We start from the raw sequence: 16,880 nt of genomic DNA on the forward strand, positions 1-16,880 counted from the left end.
GGCGGCACCATCCTCGGGTCCTCCCGGGTGCAGCCGAGCCACCTGCGGGACGGCGTCGAGCGGGCCAAGAAGTACTGCGCCGACCTCGGCCTGGAACCGACGACCGTCAGCCGTCAGCCGTCAGCCGTCAGCCGTCGACGATCACGAGTAGACGTTGACCGAGTACGAGGCCTCGTTGTTGCGGGTGACCTGCAGGTCGCCGGCATTCCCGGGGTAGACCACGTCGTAGGCGCCCCATCCGTAGGCCTTGCTGTTGACGTACACGTAGATGTCCTGGGAGCCGGTGTTGACGATCCAGGCCGCGGCATTCTTGACGGGCAGGCCGTCACCGTTCCACTGGTTGGAGTTGTTGAAGGCGCCCAGGCCGAATTCCCAGCCGGCCAGGTCGGTCACCTCTGCGTAGTTCGACCTGAACCAGGCGCCCTCGCCGCCGCCGTTGTACGACATGCAGACTCGGTACTGGCAAAGGCCCCGATCTCCTCCCCCCGTGATGACGTCGGCGCTGGCCGGGGTGGCGAGGGCCACCGTGCTGACGGCGAGGCCGGACGCGGCGGCGATCAGCGCGATCTTCTTGCGCAGACTGGACATGGTGATGCTGCCTTCCTGGTGTTCGAGCGTGGGGAGGCACCCTGGTTGTGCGGGCACTGACGTTGGGTCTGCTGTAATTTCGTCACGAGCAGACGCTCACTCTGGTGTTCGATCACCAGCAGACACAAGTGACTATATGTGGACTGCATCTCGTAGCATCACTGAGATGTTGAACCTCGAGCGCCTGCGCGTGCTGCACGCGGTTGCCACGACCGGATCGGTCGTGGGCGCAGCACGACTCCTGCACGTCACCACGTCGGCAATCTCACAACAGATGGCCCGGCTGGAGCAGGAGACCGGTACTCACCTGTCGGAACGTCAGGGACGCGGCATCCGCCTGACCGAGGCCGGCGTCCTGTTGGCCGACCAGGCGGCGGGACTGCTGGCGCAGGCCGAGCGCGTCATGGCGACGATGGAGCAGCACCGCACAGTGGTGAGCGGGAGTCTCACCATCGCGGCCTTCCCCACCGCAGCCCGCGGGCTGCTCCCGCCGACACTGCGGGCCCTACGGTCGCGGTACCCGGGTCTGACCGTGTCGGCGCGGGAGCAGGAGCCGTACGAGGCGATCCCGGCGGTGCGCCGAGGGCTGGTCGACCTGGCGGTCGTCGAGGAGTGGATCGACGATCCGCTCGTCCTGCCCCCGGGGTTGGAGCAGCGCGCCCTCGTGGACGACACCTACGACATCGCCCTGCCCGGGGACCACCGGCTCGCCGACCGTCCGAGGCTCAGCCTGGACGAGCTCCGCGACGAGGAATGGATCACCTCGAACGACGGACAGCTGTGCCACACCTGGCTGGTGCGCAATCTCAGGGGCGCCCGCATCGCCCACACCGCCGCGGAACACCCGACGCAGCTCGCGCTGGTCGCGGCCGGGCTGGGCGTCGCCCTCATCCCGCGCCTGGGACGTGAACCGGCCTCCGCTCCGGTGCGGTTCGTGCCTCTGGCGGACGGCCCTCGTCGCCGGATCTTCGTCGTCTGGCGGTCCGCCTCGGCCGCGCGCCCCTCGATCGGCGTCGTGGTCGACGCCCTGCCCGAAGCCTGTCCCGTCGCCTGCCGGGCGCCGGGCCGGAGCCCCGATCACTCCGCTACCCGGCCGTCTTCATGAAGGCGGTCCAGATCCGGCCGGGCAGTTCGGAGTCCGGGGTCTCCGGCGAGGCTCCGCCGAGGCCCTCCAAGGAGAGCAGCTTCATGTCCTTGAGGTCCGCCCGGAAGACCGTGACCGCCGTCGACAGCTGCCCCTTGTAGCCGACGGTCCACCCGGCCGTACGGTCCGGGGTGGTACCGGGCTTCGCCGCCACGCCCGGGCCCGCCGCCGCCAGCGCCTGGGCGCTGCCGCCGCGCACCGCTCCCTTGAGCGCCGTGTCCACGTCCGCCGCCACCGCCGGGGGCAGTGCCTGGACGGCGGTCGGCAGCCGCAGGTCGAGCTGGGTGCCGTTGCGGGTGATCCGGAGCACCGAGTACGGGTCGGTGTGGCGGCCGCCGGCCGCGAAGGCGGCGTAGGCGTCGGCGGCCCGGATCGCGCTCGGCTTGGAGTTGCCGACACCGAAGGCGGGCACCAACTCGCCCATGCTCTCCGGGAGCAGGCCGAGGGCGGCCGCGGTCTGCTGCACCCGGTCCAGGCCGACGTCCATGCCGAGCTGCATCATCGGGCCGTTGACGGACTGCTCCACCGCGCTGCGCAGGCTCACCTGGCCCCAGTTCCGCTTGCCGTCGTTGGCGGTCTTCACGATCTTCCCGTCCCGCCCCCAGTACGGCCCCTCCGGGGTCATCACGTTCACCCCGTTGTCGCCGTTGTAGGTGGTGCCGGGTGTCACCGGGCTCCGGTCGCCGCCGCGCTGGCGCTGCACGCCCTGGCTGAGTCCGGCGGCGTACACCAGCGGGGTGAAGGCCGAACCCATCGGCACCGTCGAGGTGTTGGCGTTGTCGAAGCCCTGTTTCAGGTAGTCCGGTCCGCCGTAGAGCGCGACGATCCGTCCGTCGAGGGCCACCGACGCGGCGCCGACCTTCAGCAGCTTGTCGGCCTCCCGGCTGCCGGGGTCGATGCCCTTGGTGGCCTCCTGCACCGCTGCGGCCAGGGCGTTGACCTTCGGCTTCTCGAAGGTGGTGAAGATCTGGTGGCCGCCGAGGTCGAACTGGGCGGGGGTGATGTCGCTGTGGCTCTCCACGTAGCTCCGGGCCATGTCCACCAGGTACCCGACCTGCCCGCTCAGCCCGGCGGCCTTCGGCTGCGGCCGGGGCTCCGGGAACACCGTGTACGTGGCGCGCTCGGCGGCGGACAGCTTGCCGACCTCCACCATCCGGTCCAGGATCCAGGACCAGCGCTCCTCGGCCCGCTCGTGGTTGGCCGCGCTCAGCGCCGGATCGTACTGCCCGGCCCCCTTCAACAGGGCAGCGAGAAAGGCGCCCTCGCTCGGGTTCAGCTGCGAGACGTCCTTGCCGTAGTAGGCCGCCGCGGCACGCTCGATTCCGTAACTGCCGCGCCCGAACCAGCTGGTGTTCAGGTAGCCGGCCAGGATGTCCCGCTTGCTCATCCGCTGGTCCAGCTTGATCGCGATGACCATCTCGCTGAGCTTGCGGGAGACGTCCTGGCGCTGGTTCAGGTAGATGTTCTTGACGTACTGCTGGGTGATGGTCGAGCCGCCCTGGGTGTCGCCGCCCGAGACCATCTCGTAGACCGCGCGGCTGATGCCCTTGAGGGAGATCCCCGGATCCGAGTAGAAGGTCTCGTTCTCGGCGGACAGCACGGCCCACTGCACCGACTCCGGCACCTGGTCCAGCGGCACCTCCTGCCGGTTGGTGTCGCCGATCCGGGCCATCTCGGTGCCGTCCGCCCAGTAGTAGACGTTGTTCTGCTGGGTGGCGAAGGCGTTCAGGTCCTCCGGGACCTCGGTGGTCGCGTAGAACCAGGCCGCCAGCCCGGTCAGCGCCAGCACCGGGACCCCCACCACCAGGAGCAGCTGCCGCCAGGACGGGAGCCAGCGGCGGAACCCGCGCCGCCCGCCGCGCGGGTAGTCGATCCGCCGCAACGGACGCCACCGGCGGCGCCCGGCCTTCGCCTCCTCGACTTCCCCATCCTGGTGTTCACGCACAGACCGCTCTCCGCTTCGCTCGTGGGACTTCGCTCGTGGGACTTCGCTCGTGGGACTTCGCTCGTGAGACAGACCCCTCCACTGGGTTAGACGCGATCAGGACCGCCCCAGGGCCCAACGAAACGGGTGTGATCATGGCCATAGCAGGATCGGGAACTCGGTCTCGAGCGCTGACCGGGGCCCGGACACGGCGCTGCCCGGCCCAACGGCCCCCGCGACCTACCGCCAGAATGTCGCCATGAGGTTGATCCATTCCCTGCTCGGCGTGCTGTTGCTCCTGCTCGTCGTGGGCAGCATCCTGCGCACCCTGGTCGTCCCGCGCGGGCTCTACTCGGCCCTGGTGCACCGGCTCTGGCGGGTGCTGCGCACGGCGCTGCGGCTGTGGGCCACGCCGTTCGGCAGCTACCGGGCGCAGGACCGCGCGCTGACCTGGCTGGCGCCGCTGGTGCTGCTCGGCATGCTCGGGGTGTGGCTCAGCGGGATGCTGCTCGCCTACACCCTGCTGCTGCACGGCATCTCCGACCTCAGCTGGTCGGTGTCCGTCCGGGAGGCCGGCTCCAGCCTGTTCACCCTCGGCTACGCCAGCGGCGAGCGGCTCCAGCTGTCCGCGATCGACTTCCTGGCCGCCGCCAGCGGACCGCTGGTGATCGCCCTGCAGATCGCCTACCTGCCCACCCTGTACGCCGCCTACCAGCGGCGCGAGACCGAGGTGACGCTGCTGCAGTCCCGGGCCGGCGAGCCCGCCTGGGGGCCGGAACTGCTCGCCCGTCAGTCCCTGGTCGACACCGAGACCGCGCTCCCCCAGCTCTACCGCGACTGGGAGCGCCTCGCCGCCGACATCGGCGAGAGCCACTCCAACTACCCGGTGCTGCTGTCCTTCCGCTCCCCGCAGCCCAACCGCAGCTGGGTGGTCGGCCTGATCGCGGTGATGGACGCCGCCGCCCTGCACCTCGCCCTCTGCCCGCGCTCGGCCCCGCCCGAGGCCCGGCTGGTGATCCGGGCCGGGTTCACCGCGATGCGGGACATCGGCCGTTCGCTGCGCGTCGACTTCGACGTCGACCCGGACCCGGACACCCCGATCCGCCTCACCTACGCCGAGTACCTGGGCGCCGTCGCCATGATCACCGCCGCCGGCTTCCCGCGCGAACGCGCGGTCGAGGACGCCTGGCGGCACTTCCACGGCTGGCGCGTCAACTACGAGGCGCTGGCGTACGAACTCGCCCGCCGCAGCGACGCCGTCCCCGCACTGTGGACCGGCCCGCGCGACTTCCACGCCCCGGTCATCCCGCCGGCCCGCCCCACCGACCGCCGGCCGGACAACGCCCGACCGACGCTGCCGCCGGCCTGAGGCCGCTGGGGACGGACGGGCCGCGCCGGCCGGGGCGGCCGCCGTACGTTACGGCCGCGCCGGGAGCGCCGGGAGCGGCCAGTCGGCGGGCGGGGCGAAGTCGCGGTGGGTGCCGTCGAAGGGGAACGCCCCCGCCTCGACCAGTCGCGCCACGGCCTCGCCGCCCGCCCGGATCGCGCGCGCCTCCTCCGCACTCCAGAACGCCGGGTGCCCGGTCTTGGCGGCGAAGGACTCCTCGTCCTTCCAGCGCCAGCGGCGTTCCGCGTCCACCTCCAGGTCCAGCTCCAGGTCGTGGACGTCGACCTCCTCACCCCGGTACTCCCGGCGCTCCAGGTTCACGTACCAGTGCGAGAAGCCGGTGCCGGGCTTGAAGATCCACCAGACCGCGTACGGCTCACCGGCCGGCTGGTGGATCAGCGCGCTGACCGCGTCCCACTCCCCGGGCACCAGCGGGTAGCCCCCGGCGGGACGGCTCTCCGGCGGGATGTCCCGGATGTGCCGCCCGCCGGGCAGCTCGGCCTTCCACAGCGGCGAACCGGCCGCCAGCCAGAGCAGCAGCCCGTCCGGGCCGCACTCGACCACCCGCATCGGCAGGCAGCTGGTCAGCTGCCCGCCGAAGTGGAAGTTCCAGCGCAGCAGCTGCCCCGGGGCGTGGTCCAGCGGCGTCACAGCGCCACCGGTCCACCGCTCGCGAGCGAGCGCTCGGCCCCCGCCAGGACCTCCACCACCCGCAGACCGAAGTCCGCCCCGCAGGGATGCGGCTCGCCCGAGGCGGCCGAGGCCAGCAGGGCGTCCACCGCCCGGTGCAGGCCGACGGTCGGGCCCTCGCCGCGCTCGGGCAACTGCGCCACACCGTGCTCGCCGCGCAGCTCCATCGCAACCCCACCGCCTTCGCACGGGGCGGTCAGGCTGAGCGCCAGCGTGCTGGACGCGCCGCCGGCGTGCCGCAGCACCAGGTGCACGGTGTCCAGCGCCCCGGCCACCGCCGTGACCTGCGTCGCGTCGCCCAGCACCGGCAGCAGCACGGACAGCGCGTGCGGGCCGACGTCCCACAGCGCGCCCTTCTCCCGGCGCCACGCGGAGGCCGCGTACGGGCTGGTACTGCCCGGCGCGAACACCGAGCCGAGCCAGTCCGAGCGGCCGGTGAACCAGCCGCCGAGCTCCGCCTGCCGCTCGATCCACGGGATCTGCTCGCCGCCGAAGCGGACGGTGAAGAACACCACCGAGGCGACCTCGTACTTGCGCACCGCCTCGGCCACCTCGCGGGCGTCCGGCACCGTGAACGCGACCGGCTTGTCCAGCAGCAGGTGGCAGCCGGCCTCGGCGGCCCGCACCGCGAGCCCGGCCTGGACGGACGGCGGCAGCGCGATGGAGACGGCGTCCACCTCGGCCAGCAGCCGGTCGAGGTCGCCGTACCCGGGCACGCCGTGCGCCGCGCCCAGCGCCTCGGCCGCCTCCGGCCGGCGGCCCCAGACGCCGGTGAACTCCAGCCCGGAGTGCTCCGCCAGCACGGGCGCGTGCACCCGCTCGGCCCAGGTGCCGGTGCCCAGCAGTCCGATCCGCACGATGTCTCCGTTCCCTCGATGTGCTCGTTCTCGCGATGGTCTCAGCTCTGCACGCGGACCAGCGTGAACCCGTCGTAGCCCTTGCTGCCGACCGTCTGGACGGACGTCGCGGTGACCCTCGGCTCGGCGGCGATCAGCTCGTGCATGGCACGGGTGGCGACGACCGCCGGGTCGGTGCTGGCGGCGTCGGCGATCGCGCCGCCGCGCACCACGTTGTCGACGATGATCAGCGAGCCCGGCCCGGTCAGCTGGAGCGCCCGGCGGAAGTACTCGGGGTTGCTCGGCTTGTCCGCGTCGATGAACACCACGTCGAAGGGCTCCTCGCCCTGTTCCACCAGCGCCGCCAGCGAGTCGGCGGCCCGGCCGACCCGCACCTCGGCGACCTCCCCCAGGCCGGCGCGGGCCAGGTTGCCGCGCGCCACCTCGGCGTGCCGGGGATCGAGCTCCAGGGAGATCAGCGTGCCGTCCGCGGGCAGCGCCCGGGCCAGCCAGATCGTGCTGTAGCCGCCGAGCGTGCCGACCTCCAGGATCCGGCGCGCCCCCTGGGTCAGCGCCAGCAGGTGCAGCAACTTGCCCTGGTTGGGCGCCACCGCGATCTTCGGGAGCCCGGCGGCGTCGGCGGCGGCCGTGGCGGCGTCCAGCACCGGGTCGTGTCCGACCAGCTGCTCGGAGAAGTACGCGTCCACCGCGTTCCACGTCGTCTGCTGCGTCGGCTGCGTCGGCTGCGTCATCGGGCCCTCCAGTGGTGCAGGATCGGCAGGTTCCCGCCGATGCTACTCCGGGGGCCCGACGACGCCCGGGCCTACTCGTTACGCTCCGTCAGTCCGCGACAGGGGTCCTGACCGCCTCGGCGGCCTTCGCCGCCTCCTCCGCCTCGATCCTCGCGTGGGTCTTGGCCGCCCGGCGCTTCATCACCCAGGCCGAGGTGGCCCCCACCACGACGGCCGCCGCCAGGCCCGCCCAGGAGACCCGGGACAGCCACGGCTCGATGGCCTTGCCCACCTTGAAGACCAGCAGCGTCGTGCCACCGGCCCAGATCACGCCGCCCAGCACGTTGGCGATCAGGAACTTCCAGTACGGCATCTTCAGTGCGCCCGCCAGCGGACCGGCGAAGATGCGCAGCAGAGCGATGAAGCGGCCGAAGAAGACCGCCCACATGCCCCACTTCTGGAACGAGCGCTCGGCGGTGGCCAGGTGCGAGGGCCCGAAGTGCTTGGGGAACTTCCGTCCCAGCTTCTCGAAGAGCGGCTTGCCCCCCTTGCGGCCGATCGAGTACCCGATCGAGTCGCCGATGATCGCGCCCGCGACCGCGCAGGCCGCGATCCCCCACGGGCTCACCACGCCCTTGACCGCCATCAGGCTCGCCGTGATCAGCGCGATCTCGCCGGGCAGCGGGATGCCCAGCGATTCGATCCCGATGATCAGACCGATCAGGGCGTACACCGCGGTCGGTGGAACGCTCTCGATCCAGGCGTCGATGTGCAAGGCCAGCACCTCCGTGGCAGGTCGGAACGGCCCCGGCTCCCCGTGGAGCCGAACGACCGTCCCGGCGGTTGTCCGATGGCGGCACCCAGGCCGCTCCCCCGGGGCGCAGCCTAACGTGCCGAACGGCCCGTCCCCCCGGCCGATCACCCCTGGTTACGACGTGCGCGCCCGCGCCAATGGTTCCAGCCCGACCAGCCTTTCTTCAAGATTGGGCAAAACGCAGTGCGACCACCGACGGCCTCTGCTTGATCCACCGCGCCAACGGCAGCACGACCCGCACCAGCCCGCGTCCGCCCTCCGGGTACACCTCCCGCACACCCGTGACCGCCGGATGCGCCCCCGCCAGCTTGCCGAGCTCGTCCGCGTCCATGCCGAACGGCATCGGCGGCGCCGTGTAGTGCCGGTCCCGCAGCTTCCCCGCGACGGCCCGCCGGCTGAACCAGCGCGGCACCGCGTCCAGCACCAGCGCCCCGCCCGGGAAGCGCTCCGCGCAGGCCGCGATCAGCTCCCGGACCTCGGTCGGACGCAGGTACATCAGCAGCCCCTCGGTGCTGATCAGCACGCCGCGCTCCGGGTCCGGGTCCACCTCGTCCATCCAGCGGTGGTCGGTCGCCGAACAGGCGAGGATCCGGCGCCGCCCGTCCGGCGGCAGCAGCCGCTCCCGCAGCCGCGCGGTCTCCGGCAGGTCCACCGACAACCAGCTCGCCCGCCCGTTGTCCACCCGCCAGGACTGCGTCTCCAGCCCGTCCCCGAGCCCGACCACCGTGCCCCGCGGGTGCCGGCCCAGGAAGTCCGCCACCTCCCGGTCGAAGCACGCCGCCCGCAACGCCTGCAACTGGCTCACCAGCGCCACCTCGCCGAACCGCTCCGCGAACGGGTAGTCGATCCGCTCCACCAGCTCGACCGCCACGGGATCGTGCAGCACCGCGTCCGGCCGCCGCGCCTCCACCGCCCGGTGCCACAGCGTCCACAACGCCGTCTCCGGCACCCGCTCCAACTCCGGCCGTTCCCCGCCGCCGCTCATATCGACTCCTCCGTGGACAGCCCCGGCATGAACCCGCCGATTCTGACACCCACCCCGCACGCCCGTTCCCCCCGACGCGCCGTTCCCCACTGCGGTCCGGCCGTGCCGGCGGAGGCTCCGGAGGGGCGGTGACGGCCCGGGCCGCCTCGATCATCCGGTGGATCCCGTCCAGCGCGGCCTCCCGATCGGGCGCCTCCCGGGCGAGCGAGTAGGCGTCGATCACGAACCTCGCGATCGCCCGGCCCACCGTCGTGGTCAGCGAGAGGTCGGGATCGGCGGCGATGGCGGTTGCCGGCGACTCCCCGGGCCGCGCCACTCCCCAACCGTCAGCCTCCCGGCGGCTCAATTCACCAGAAGTCGGCCACACCGACTTCTCGTGCCAGCCCGGCGATCCTGCCGGACGCAGCGGTGGCCTGGGCCGGTCCGTTGGGATGGCGGTGGGTGGCCTCCGGGCTTCCTGGCGACCGCTGCGGGATTGTGCGGATCAGCGGACGGCCGGGGTTACGGGGGCGGTTGCGACGGTGGGGGTTGGGGTGGTGTGGCGGATGGACGGGAGGGTGAGCAAGGCGATGGCGGCGCCGGCGAGCGGTACGGCGGTGGGGCCGAGGACTGAGAGGGCGAGGCCGCCGAGGGCGCCGCCGCCCGCCTCAGCCGATGCTGAAGGCGCCGTCCGGCGGGGGCGGGGAGTCGGTGGCGTCCGCGTCCGTGACCGGGGCGGTCCGGCCGACCAGGGCGGCCAGTTCCTCGCCCTCGGTGAGCCGGGCCGGGAAGATGTCGCCCGCCAGCACCCTGGTCAGTTCCGCCGTCGGCAGCGGCACCGTCGAGCCGGCCAGCAGGATGTTGCCGTACCGCCGGCCCCGCAGCACCGGGGCCTCCGCGACCAGGCAGACGTACGGGAACACCGCCCGCACCGTCGCCGCCTGGGCCCTGGCGAAGGCCAGCGGCGGACCGTCCGCCAGGTTGGCGGCGTAGCAGCCGCCGGGGCGCAGCGCGGTCGCGGCCAGCCGCAGGAACTCCACCGAGGTGAGGTGGGCCGGGGTGCGGGAGCCGTGGAAGACGTCCGCGATCACCAGGTCCTGCGAGCCGGCCGGGGTCGCGGCCAGCGCCGCCCGGGCGTCGCCGACCGTCGCGGTGATGTCCGCGCCGGGGCCCTGCCAGGGCAGGTGCTCGGCGACCAGGTCGAGCAGCGGCCCGTCCACGTCCACCACCCGCTGCCGCGAGCCCGGCCGGGTGGCGGCCAGGTAGCGCGGCATGGTGAGCGCGCCGCCGCCCAGGTGCAGCACGTCCAGCGGACGGCCGGCGGGGGCGAGGGCGTCGGCGAGGTGGCCGAGCCTGCGGGTGTACTCGAACTCCAGGTGGGTCGGGTCGGCGAGGTCGACGTACGACTGCGGGGTGCCGTCCAGGGTGAGCAGCCAGCAGCCGTCGCGGTCGATGTCCGGCATCAGCTTGGCGAAGCCGAGGTCGGTGTTCCGGCCGACCGGCACCGGCTCGTCCGTCACGCGTTCTCTCCCACCGGCCGCACGTCCAGGTGTGCGGCGAGCCAGTGGTCCAGCTCGGCGAACACCTCGGTGCGGGCCGCCTCGCCGGAGAGCACCAGGTCGTGCATGCCACCCTCGATCCGCACGATCGTGACGTGCCGGCCCAGCCTCGGCCCCTGTGCGGCGATGTCGTCGGCCCGCAGCACGGCGTCGGCGTGGTGCAGGGCGTTGTGCCACTTGGTGGTGGAGATGGACCTCGTCGAGGCCATCAGCAGCACCGGTACGTCGATGCCCAGCCCGTAGCGCAGCCGGCGGTGCCCCTGGTGGATCGCGGCCAGCCAGCCCGCGTACAGCGGGAAGCCCTCGGCGGGCTTGAGCCTGAGGTCGAAGTCCCACTCGCCCTTGTGGTCCCGGTGCAGGCTGTGGGTGTAGTGGGGGTTGAGCGAGGAGGGCAGGATCCGGGTCGGCTTCAGCCGCCCGAGCGCCGTCACCACCGGCCCGCCGGCGGTGCGCACGGCCGCCCCGGCGGGCATCGACAGGAACGGACTGTTCAGGAACAGCCCGTCCACCACCCCGCGCCCGGCCCGGCGGCCCGCCCACAGGGCGCCGACCAGACCACCGGTGGAGTGCCCGTTCAGCAGCAGCTGCCGGTGGCCGTCCACCTCCCGGATGATCCGGACCGCCTCGTCGATCTCCTCGTCGTACTCGGCGAGGTCCCGGACGAAGTTCGGCGACTGGTGCGATCGCAGCGAGCGCCCGTACTTGCGCAGGTCCAGGGCGTAGAACGAGAACCCGAGCGCGGCGTAGTGATCGGCCAGGTTGGTCTGGAAGAAGTAGTCGTTGTAGCCGTGGATGTACAGCACGGCCCGCTCGGCCCCCGGCACCAGCCGCCGCACCAGGGTCGCGCACACCGCCCCCTCGCCGTCCGGCCGCAGCTCCAGCTCCGCCGCCTCGTAGGGGGCACCCAGGATGTCTTCCCGAAACTCCATCTGCCGCCGCACCCGTCCCTCTGCTCCGCCCGCCGCCACGGCGGGTGACCACCCGTTCCGCCCCCGACCATACCCGCCGGTAGCGACGCGCCGCGCGGCGGCGCCCGCTGGCCATGACCGGGGCGTCTGTCGTGCCCCTGACCAGGGTATCCGTGCGCGCCTCCCGGGCGCTTCTCGTGCGCCTGCTGTGCGCCGGTGGTCGTGTGGAACGCTGCCCGGACGAACACGGCGAGTTGGGGAGAACAGATGGATTCATCGCTCTACCGGTCGGCCGCCGAGGCGATCGCGGCGCCGCCGGAGACCTTGGCGTACGTGGCCGGGTTCGACCGGGCGGGGGAACGGCCGGACGCCTTGCTCACCGTCGACACCGACCCGGCGTCGGCGAGCTACGGGAAGGTGCTCAACTTCGCCGAACTGCCGACCCTCGGCGATGAGTTGCACCACTTCGGGTGGAACGCCTGCTCGAGCGCCCTGGCGCACGCCTGCCACCAGAACCCGGAGCGGCGGTTCCTGCTGCTGCCGGGGCTGCGCTCCTCGCGGCTGCACGTGATGGACACCCAGCCAAACCCGGTCCGGCCCCGGCTGGTCAAGACGATCGAGGCCAAGGAGCTTGCGGCGAGAGCGGGTTACTCGCGGCCGCACACCCTGCACTGCGGCCCGGACGGCGTCTTCCTGTCCTGCCTCGGGTCGGCGGACGGCGGCGACGGACCCGGCGGGGTGGCGCTGCTGGACCACACCACCTTCGAGGTGCTGCGCCCCTGGGAGACGGAACGCGGGCCGCAGCACTTCGCCTACGACGTCTGGTGGCACCTCGGCACGAACGTCGGGGTGACCAGCGAGTGGGGCACCCCGTGGATGGTCGAGGACGGGGTGCTGCCCGAGCAGCTGCTCGGCCGCAAGTACGGGCACGCGCTGCACTTCTGGGAGTTGGGCACCGGGCGGCACCTCCAGCGGGTCGACCTCGGGGACCAGTACCAGATGGTGCTGGAGCTGCGCCCGGCGCACGACCCGCAGGCGGAGTGGGGGTTCGCCGGTGTGGTGGTGAACGTCGAGGACCTCTCCTCCTCGGTGTGGCTGTGGTACCGGGAGGGCCCGGCGTTCACCGCGCGCAAGGTGATCGAGATCCCGGCCGAGCCGGCCTCGCCCGGTGAACTGCCGCCCGCACTACGGCCGTTCGGGGCGGTGCCACCGCTGGTGACGGACATCAACCTGTCGGTGGACGACCGCTGGCTGTACGTCTCGGCCTGGGGCACCGGCGAACTGTTCCAGTACGACGTCTCCGACCCGTTCCACCCCCGGCTGGCCTCCTCGGTGCGCCTGGGCGGGGTCGCCGCCCGGACCCCGCACCCGGCCGAGCCGGGGCGGCCGCTGAACGGGGCGCCCCAGATGGTGGAGATCAGCCGGGACGGGCGGCGGCTCTACCTCACCAACTCCCTCTACGGCGCCTGGGACGACCAGTTCTACCCGGACGGCATCGACCCGTGGCTGGTCAAGCTGGACGCCGATCCGGTCAAGGGCGCCCTGAGCATCGACGAGCGCTTCTTCCCGCACGGCGCCGACTTCCGGGGCCTGCGCGTCCACCAGACCCACCTGGCGGGCGGGGACGCCTCCTCGGACTCCTACTGCTACCGGTGACGTGCTGCCGGCAGCGTGCCATCGGTAGCGAAGAGGGGCTACCGGGAGAGCAGCTGGTCGAACCGGATCCGCGCCAACGGCAGGCCTGCCGACAGCAGTTCGGCGTGCATCGAGGCGACCATCCCGGTCGGGCCGGTGAGGCAGGCCTGGTGCTCGCGCCAGTCGCCGGCGGCGATGACGGCGTCGGCGAGGCGGCCGGACGTCACCGGGGTGAGGGACAACCAGGTTTTGTGCAGGACGAGTTGGGAGAGTGACTGCCAGTCGTAGAGGTCGGCCCGGTCGCGGGCGCCGACGAAGAGGTGGACGCGGCGGCCCGGTGGTCGGTGCAGGGCCTGCTGTTCGATGATCGCCTTCATCGGGGCGAGTCCGGTGCCGCCCGCGACCAGCAGCAGGTCGCGGGAGTCGCCGTCGGGCAGCAGGCTGCCGCGCGGCGGGCCGAGGCGCAGCCGGTCGCCGACGGCGGTGCGCTCGACCAGGGCCGCGCTGACGCCGTCGGGGCCGGTGCGGCGCACGTGGAACTCCAGCTCGTTGTCGCCGCGCGGGGCGCAGCCCATCGAGTACTGCCGCCAGGTGTGCGGCAGCGCCGGGTGTTCGACGGTGCCGTACTGCCCGGCCCGGTAGGGGTACGGCTCGCCGGTGCGCACCCGTAGCACGGCGAGGTCGGGGCGGCGGCGCTCGTGGCCGGTCACCACGGCGTGCCAGTACGGGGGTTCGGTGAGCGCGGCGTCGGCGCCGGCGACCATCGCGCCGACGGCGAAGCGCAGCATCCGCACCCAGGCGGCTTCGAGGTCCTCGGTCCAGTGCTCGCCGGCCCGGTGCCGGAGGGCGGCGCAGAGGGCTTCCTCGAAGGCCTCGTAGTGAATCGGCCGGACGCCCAGTTTCCGGTGGTCACGGCCGAGTTGGCGGAGCATCCGGTCCAGGTCGGCGGGCTGGTGCAGGTGGTCGATCAGGTGCTGGAAGACGCGTTCGAGGTGGGCCTGCTGGAACTCCATGGAGGCGGGGAAGAGCGGGCGCAGGTACGGGCGGCGGCGGAACATGACCTCGTACAGCTGGTCGATCAGCTCGGGGAGCGGGGCGACCAGGTCGAGGTCGCGCCGGATCAGCTGCTGGTCCCCGGCGCCGTCGTAGCCCTCGCAGCCGCCGTACCCGAGGTCGGGGGCGGGCCCCGCCCCCGACGGCGCGGCGGGGGCGAGGAGTTGGCGCCGCAGTCGCATCGCGTGGTGGCGGGCGATCAGGCGGTCGTACTCGGCGGTGGCGATGGCGTTCCGGCTGCTGTTGTCCATGACCGGACCAGTCAACTGCCGCCCGCCGAAGGCGAGAAGGGCCGGTGGCCCCGGACGCACCCGGGACCATCGACCCTCCGTGTCGTACGGGCAGGCAGGCGGAACGCCCCGTACGACCGGTGCTCTCCCACCACCGGTCGTACGGGGCGCCGCCGATGACTCCCGGCGAAGCAAGCCTCCCCTGCCCTCAGACCCCGGCCCGCGCCGCCCGGCGCTGCGCGCGCCGGTCCTCCCGCCGCTGCCGCCCACGGCGCAGCGGCTGGTCGGGCAGCCACCCGAAGGTCAGGCAGGAGCCCACCACCCCGAGCAGCATCCCGATCAGGAAGCCGCCCAGGTTGGAGGTCACCCAGCTGGCCAGCGAGGCGAGCACGGCGAGGATGGAGTAGAACAGCCGCTGCGCCGGGTTGAACAGGATCAGCAGGCCGCACAGCACCATCACCACCGGCACCAGGTACCCGGCGAGGCCCACCAGCGAGATGTGCAGGAGCAGGGGCAGCGGGGCCCACAGCGTGAACAGCATCTCGGCGCCGCCGAGCGTCACCAGCAGCCCGCCCCAGAACGGCCGCCTGCCCCGCCAGTCGCGCTTGACCCGGCCCGCGGGGCTCGCGGGCGCAGCGGTCGGAGCGGACGCTTCGGACGCAGCGGGAGCTGCGGCGGGGTCGACGGCGGGGGCGGTGGCCGCGGCGGGGGTGGCGGCCGTCCCCTGGGCCGCCACCGCCTCGGTCCGGGCCGCGGCGCCCTCGCCGGTCACGGCCGGCTCCGGTACGGACTCCGACATGTTCAGCAGCCCTTGGAGCTGAAGCTCAGCCGCAGGTTGGGCAGTTTGAACCCGACGGCGGTGCTCGCGTAGTTGTGCTGGTTGAGGTGGGTCAGCTGGACGTGGTCGGCCTGCTGGCCGAAGACGCCCTTGCCGCCCTTGCCGATGTCGCCGGCCTTGTCGAAGGTGCTGGCGTCGCGGCCGATCTCGATGTTCTTGAACTCCGCGTCGCCGGAGAGCAGATCGGAGTCGGTGGTGAGGTCGGAGGCGGTCACCGGGGTGCCGCTGTCGCCCGCGCGGATCAGCAGGTTGACGCCACCGAGGTCGACGCTCTGGCACAGGTTGGTGATCTCGGCGGTCTTGATCGCCGACACCGCGACCAGCACCTGCCCGCCGGTGTGGCCCTGGTTGGGGCTGCCGGGGATCATGTGGTCCAACGAGCCGAACTGGGCGAAGCCGTCGCCCTCCAGCTTGTCGGCGGTGATGGTGAACGGCATGCCGGAGATGGAGAACTGCGCGGCGAGCACGCCCTGGGCGGTGAGGGTCATCAGGATGCCCCCGACCGCGATGGCCGGTACGGCCATCAGGGCGGAGCGCTTCATCCGGACCCGGCCTCTTCTGGTTCCGGTCGGTGTCGGGGTTTCCGCCGCGGCGGCGGCGTCCTCGGACATGGCCATGTGTGCTCCCTGTGGATGGAAACGGGTGTGCAGGCACTGGCACGTTGCCCTGGCGCGGACAGCGTTGCGCGTCCCGACCGGGCCCTCGGCCGCTGGGCGGCGGAGCGGGTCCGGTCTGGGCGCGATGAGTAACTGGGAAGCTACTGCCCGGTAGTGGCCGGGTCAATACGGGTGCACGAAGGATCTTCACCAGTTCTCGACCCGAGCCGCCGGTCCGCCTCGGCCGGGCCGAGGAAGGGAGCGAGGCAGAACATGCTCAACACCGGGAGCAGTTCCGTCAGTTGATCGGTGCGGCCGGAGGCGATCCGCCGGTAGACCGCGCTGTAGACGCCACCCACCACCGCATCCACCATCTCCTGCACCCCGACGCCGCCCGGGAGTTGGGGCACCTCGGCGAAGAACGCCCGGAATCTGGTGAGGAGTTGATCACGCTCGCGCCGACCGGCCGGCCCGACCGCCTCGATCTCGATCACCGCCATGGTCGCGAAGGACGGTGTCCCGGCGAGGAGTTGCAGCATCGCCCCGAGCGCCTCCCGGATCCCGGCACACCAGTCGGATTCGGCCGCGAAGGCCGCCGCCATCCGCCGGATCACCACCCCGGTGCCGTGCCGGTGCGCGGCCAGGAAGGCGTCCTCCTTGCCGCTGAACAGCTCGTAGAAGACCGGCCTGGTCACCCCCGCCGCCCGGCAGATGTCGCTCACCGTCGCGCGCTGGTAGCCGCGTTCGGCCACCGTCCGGACCAGACCGTCCAACAGCCGCTCGCGCTGGGTCGCGGCGACCACTCCGGCGGGCTGCCGGCGCGGGCCCGGCTTGATCGACCTGGCCGGATCCCGCCCGGTCCGGGCACCCGGCAACAGGATCAGGTCGGCACTCCTCGGGTACTTGGGATCCATCACCAACTCCTGTGTCCTGTATTGACTTTGACGCAACACCCGGTTTACAAAACTGCCAGGTTTCCAACC

At 72.5% G+C, this 16,880-nt stretch carries 16 protein-coding genes; 3 read left to right on the plus strand and 13 right to left on the minus strand.

Features of this window, described 5'->3' with window-relative positions; all coding sequences use genetic code 11:
• Positions 1-141: 141 nt before the first annotated feature.
• On the minus strand, positions 142-588 hold the full coding sequence (locus ACWCYO_RS21750) for a hypothetical protein (protein WP_270149377.1): 447 nt from the start codon (positions 586-588) through the stop codon (positions 142-144).
• 166 nt (positions 589-754) lie between these two features.
• Here ACWCYO_RS21750 and ACWCYO_RS21755 point away from each other — a divergent pair, with 166 nt between their 5' ends.
• A complete protein-coding gene (locus ACWCYO_RS21755; RefSeq protein WP_449785134.1) occupies positions 755-1,693 on the plus strand; it encodes a LysR family transcriptional regulator in 939 nt (312 codons plus the stop codon).
• On the opposite strand, the gene ACWCYO_RS21760 is transcribed toward ACWCYO_RS21755, so the two are convergent.
• The gene (locus tag ACWCYO_RS21760; protein ID WP_449785135.1) at positions 1,674-3,677 is read right to left on the minus strand and encodes a transglycosylase domain-containing protein; all 2,004 of its coding nucleotides are present in this window, start codon (positions 3,675-3,677) and stop codon (positions 1,674-1,676) included. The genes ACWCYO_RS21755 and ACWCYO_RS21760 overlap by 20 nt on opposite strands.
• Positions 3,678-3,915: 238 nt before the next feature.
• Here ACWCYO_RS21760 and ACWCYO_RS21765 point away from each other — a divergent pair, with 238 nt between their 5' ends.
• A complete protein-coding gene (locus ACWCYO_RS21765; protein ID WP_270149371.1) occupies positions 3,916-5,025 on the plus strand; it encodes a hypothetical protein in 1,110 nt (369 codons plus the stop codon).
• 48 nt (positions 5,026-5,073) lie between these two features.
• On the opposite strand, the gene ACWCYO_RS21770 is transcribed toward ACWCYO_RS21765, so the two are convergent.
• The 7 genes from ACWCYO_RS21770 to ACWCYO_RS21800 all read right to left on the minus strand — a co-directional run bounded on the left by ACWCYO_RS21770 (position 5,074) and on the right by ACWCYO_RS21800 (position 11,566).
• Positions 5,074-5,694 (minus strand): DUF402 domain-containing protein, encoded by a 621-nt coding sequence (locus ACWCYO_RS21770; protein ID WP_270149369.1) that lies wholly within the window; start codon positions 5,692-5,694, stop codon positions 5,074-5,076.
• The gene (locus ACWCYO_RS21775) at positions 5,691-6,590 is read right to left on the minus strand and encodes a Gfo/Idh/MocA family protein (protein ID WP_449785136.1); all 900 of its coding nucleotides are present in this window, start codon (positions 6,588-6,590) and stop codon (positions 5,691-5,693) included. The genes ACWCYO_RS21770 and ACWCYO_RS21775 overlap by 4 nt, the downstream gene beginning before the upstream one ends.
• Before the next feature lie 41 nt (positions 6,591-6,631).
• The gene (locus ACWCYO_RS21780; RefSeq protein ID WP_449785137.1) at positions 6,632-7,321 is read right to left on the minus strand and encodes an O-methyltransferase; all 690 of its coding nucleotides are present in this window, start codon (positions 7,319-7,321) and stop codon (positions 6,632-6,634) included.
• A gap of 88 nt (positions 7,322-7,409) precedes the next feature.
• The gene (locus tag ACWCYO_RS21785) at positions 7,410-8,075 is read right to left on the minus strand and encodes a DedA family protein (RefSeq protein ID WP_270149364.1); all 666 of its coding nucleotides are present in this window, start codon (positions 8,073-8,075) and stop codon (positions 7,410-7,412) included.
• 202 nt (positions 8,076-8,277) lie between these two features.
• On the minus strand, positions 8,278-9,099 hold the full coding sequence (locus tag ACWCYO_RS21790; RefSeq protein WP_270149363.1) for a class I SAM-dependent methyltransferase: 822 nt from the start codon (positions 9,097-9,099) through the stop codon (positions 8,278-8,280).
• A gap of 647 nt (positions 9,100-9,746) precedes the next feature.
• Positions 9,747-10,541, minus strand: coding sequence for a spermidine synthase (locus tag ACWCYO_RS21795; protein ID WP_270151422.1), 795 nt, complete (start codon positions 10,539-10,541; stop codon positions 9,747-9,749).
• Positions 10,542-10,594: 53 nt separating this feature from the next.
• Entirely contained in the window at positions 10,595-11,566 is a 972-nt protein-coding gene (locus tag ACWCYO_RS21800; RefSeq protein WP_270149361.1) for an alpha/beta hydrolase, read from the minus strand.
• 246 nt (positions 11,567-11,812) lie between these two features.
• Between ACWCYO_RS21800 and ACWCYO_RS21805 the strand changes: the two genes are divergently transcribed.
• Positions 11,813-13,201 carry a selenium-binding protein SBP56-related protein gene (locus ACWCYO_RS21805; protein WP_449785138.1) on the plus strand — a complete coding sequence of 463 codons (1,389 nt, stop codon included), beginning with the start codon at positions 11,813-11,815 and terminating at the stop codon, positions 13,199-13,201.
• Positions 13,202-13,239: 38 nt separating this feature from the next.
• On the opposite strand, the gene ACWCYO_RS21810 is transcribed toward ACWCYO_RS21805, so the two are convergent.
• The 4 genes from ACWCYO_RS21810 to ACWCYO_RS21825 all read right to left on the minus strand — a co-directional run bounded on the left by ACWCYO_RS21810 (position 13,240) and on the right by ACWCYO_RS21825 (position 16,811).
• Complete coding sequence (locus ACWCYO_RS21810) at positions 13,240-14,484, minus strand: globin domain-containing protein (RefSeq protein WP_270149357.1); 1,245 nt, start codon at positions 14,482-14,484, stop codon at positions 13,240-13,242.
• A 187-nt stretch (positions 14,485-14,671) separates the two neighbouring features.
• The gene (locus ACWCYO_RS21815; protein WP_333493526.1) at positions 14,672-15,262 is read right to left on the minus strand and encodes a DUF6114 domain-containing protein; all 591 of its coding nucleotides are present in this window, start codon (positions 15,260-15,262) and stop codon (positions 14,672-14,674) included.
• Positions 15,263-15,264: 2 nt separating this feature from the next.
• Positions 15,265-15,918 (minus strand): DUF6230 family protein, encoded by a 654-nt coding sequence (locus ACWCYO_RS21820; RefSeq protein WP_270149355.1) that lies wholly within the window; start codon positions 15,916-15,918, stop codon positions 15,265-15,267.
• 140 nt (positions 15,919-16,058) lie between these two features.
• On the minus strand, positions 16,059-16,811 hold the full coding sequence (locus tag ACWCYO_RS21825; protein ID WP_270149354.1) for a TetR/AcrR family transcriptional regulator: 753 nt from the start codon (positions 16,809-16,811) through the stop codon (positions 16,059-16,061).
• Between the last annotated feature and the right edge of the window lie 69 nt (positions 16,812-16,880).

Source organism: Kitasatospora sp. NPDC001683 (assembly GCF_053596495.1).

Coding starts and splice junctions, on each gene's coding strand:
- ACWCYO_RS21750 (WP_270149377.1), bottom strand. CDS start 588: ATGTCCAGTCTGCGCAAGAAGATCGCGCTGATCGCCGCCGCGTCCGGC.
- ACWCYO_RS21755 (WP_449785134.1), top strand. CDS start 755: ATGTTGAACCTCGAGCGCCTGCGCGTGCTGCACGCGGTTGCCACGACC.
- ACWCYO_RS21765 (WP_270149371.1), top strand. CDS start 3,916: ATGAGGTTGATCCATTCCCTGCTCGGCGTGCTGTTGCTCCTGCTCGTC.
- ACWCYO_RS21780 (WP_449785137.1), bottom strand. CDS start 7,321: ATGACGCAGCCGACGCAGCCGACGCAGCAGACGACGTGGAACGCGGTG.
- ACWCYO_RS21790 (WP_270149363.1), bottom strand. CDS start 9,099: ATGAGCGGCGGCGGGGAACGGCCGGAGTTGGAGCGGGTGCCGGAGACG.
- ACWCYO_RS21795 (WP_270151422.1), bottom strand. CDS start 10,541: ATGCCGGACATCGACCGCGACGGCTGCTGGCTGCTCACCCTGGACGGC.
- ACWCYO_RS21800 (WP_270149361.1), bottom strand. CDS start 11,566: ATGGAGTTTCGGGAAGACATCCTGGGTGCCCCCTACGAGGCGGCGGAG.
- ACWCYO_RS21805 (WP_449785138.1), top strand. CDS start 11,813: ATGGATTCATCGCTCTACCGGTCGGCCGCCGAGGCGATCGCGGCGCCG.
- ACWCYO_RS21810 (WP_270149357.1), bottom strand. CDS start 14,484: ATGGACAACAGCAGCCGGAACGCCATCGCCACCGCCGAGTACGACCGC.
- ACWCYO_RS21815 (WP_333493526.1), bottom strand. CDS start 15,262: ATGTCGGAGTCCGTACCGGAGCCGGCCGTGACCGGCGAGGGCGCCGCG.
- ACWCYO_RS21820 (WP_270149355.1), bottom strand. CDS start 15,918: ATGGCCATGTCCGAGGACGCCGCCGCCGCGGCGGAAACCCCGACACCG.
- ACWCYO_RS21825 (WP_270149354.1), bottom strand. CDS start 16,811: ATGGATCCCAAGTACCCGAGGAGTGCCGACCTGATCCTGTTGCCGGGT.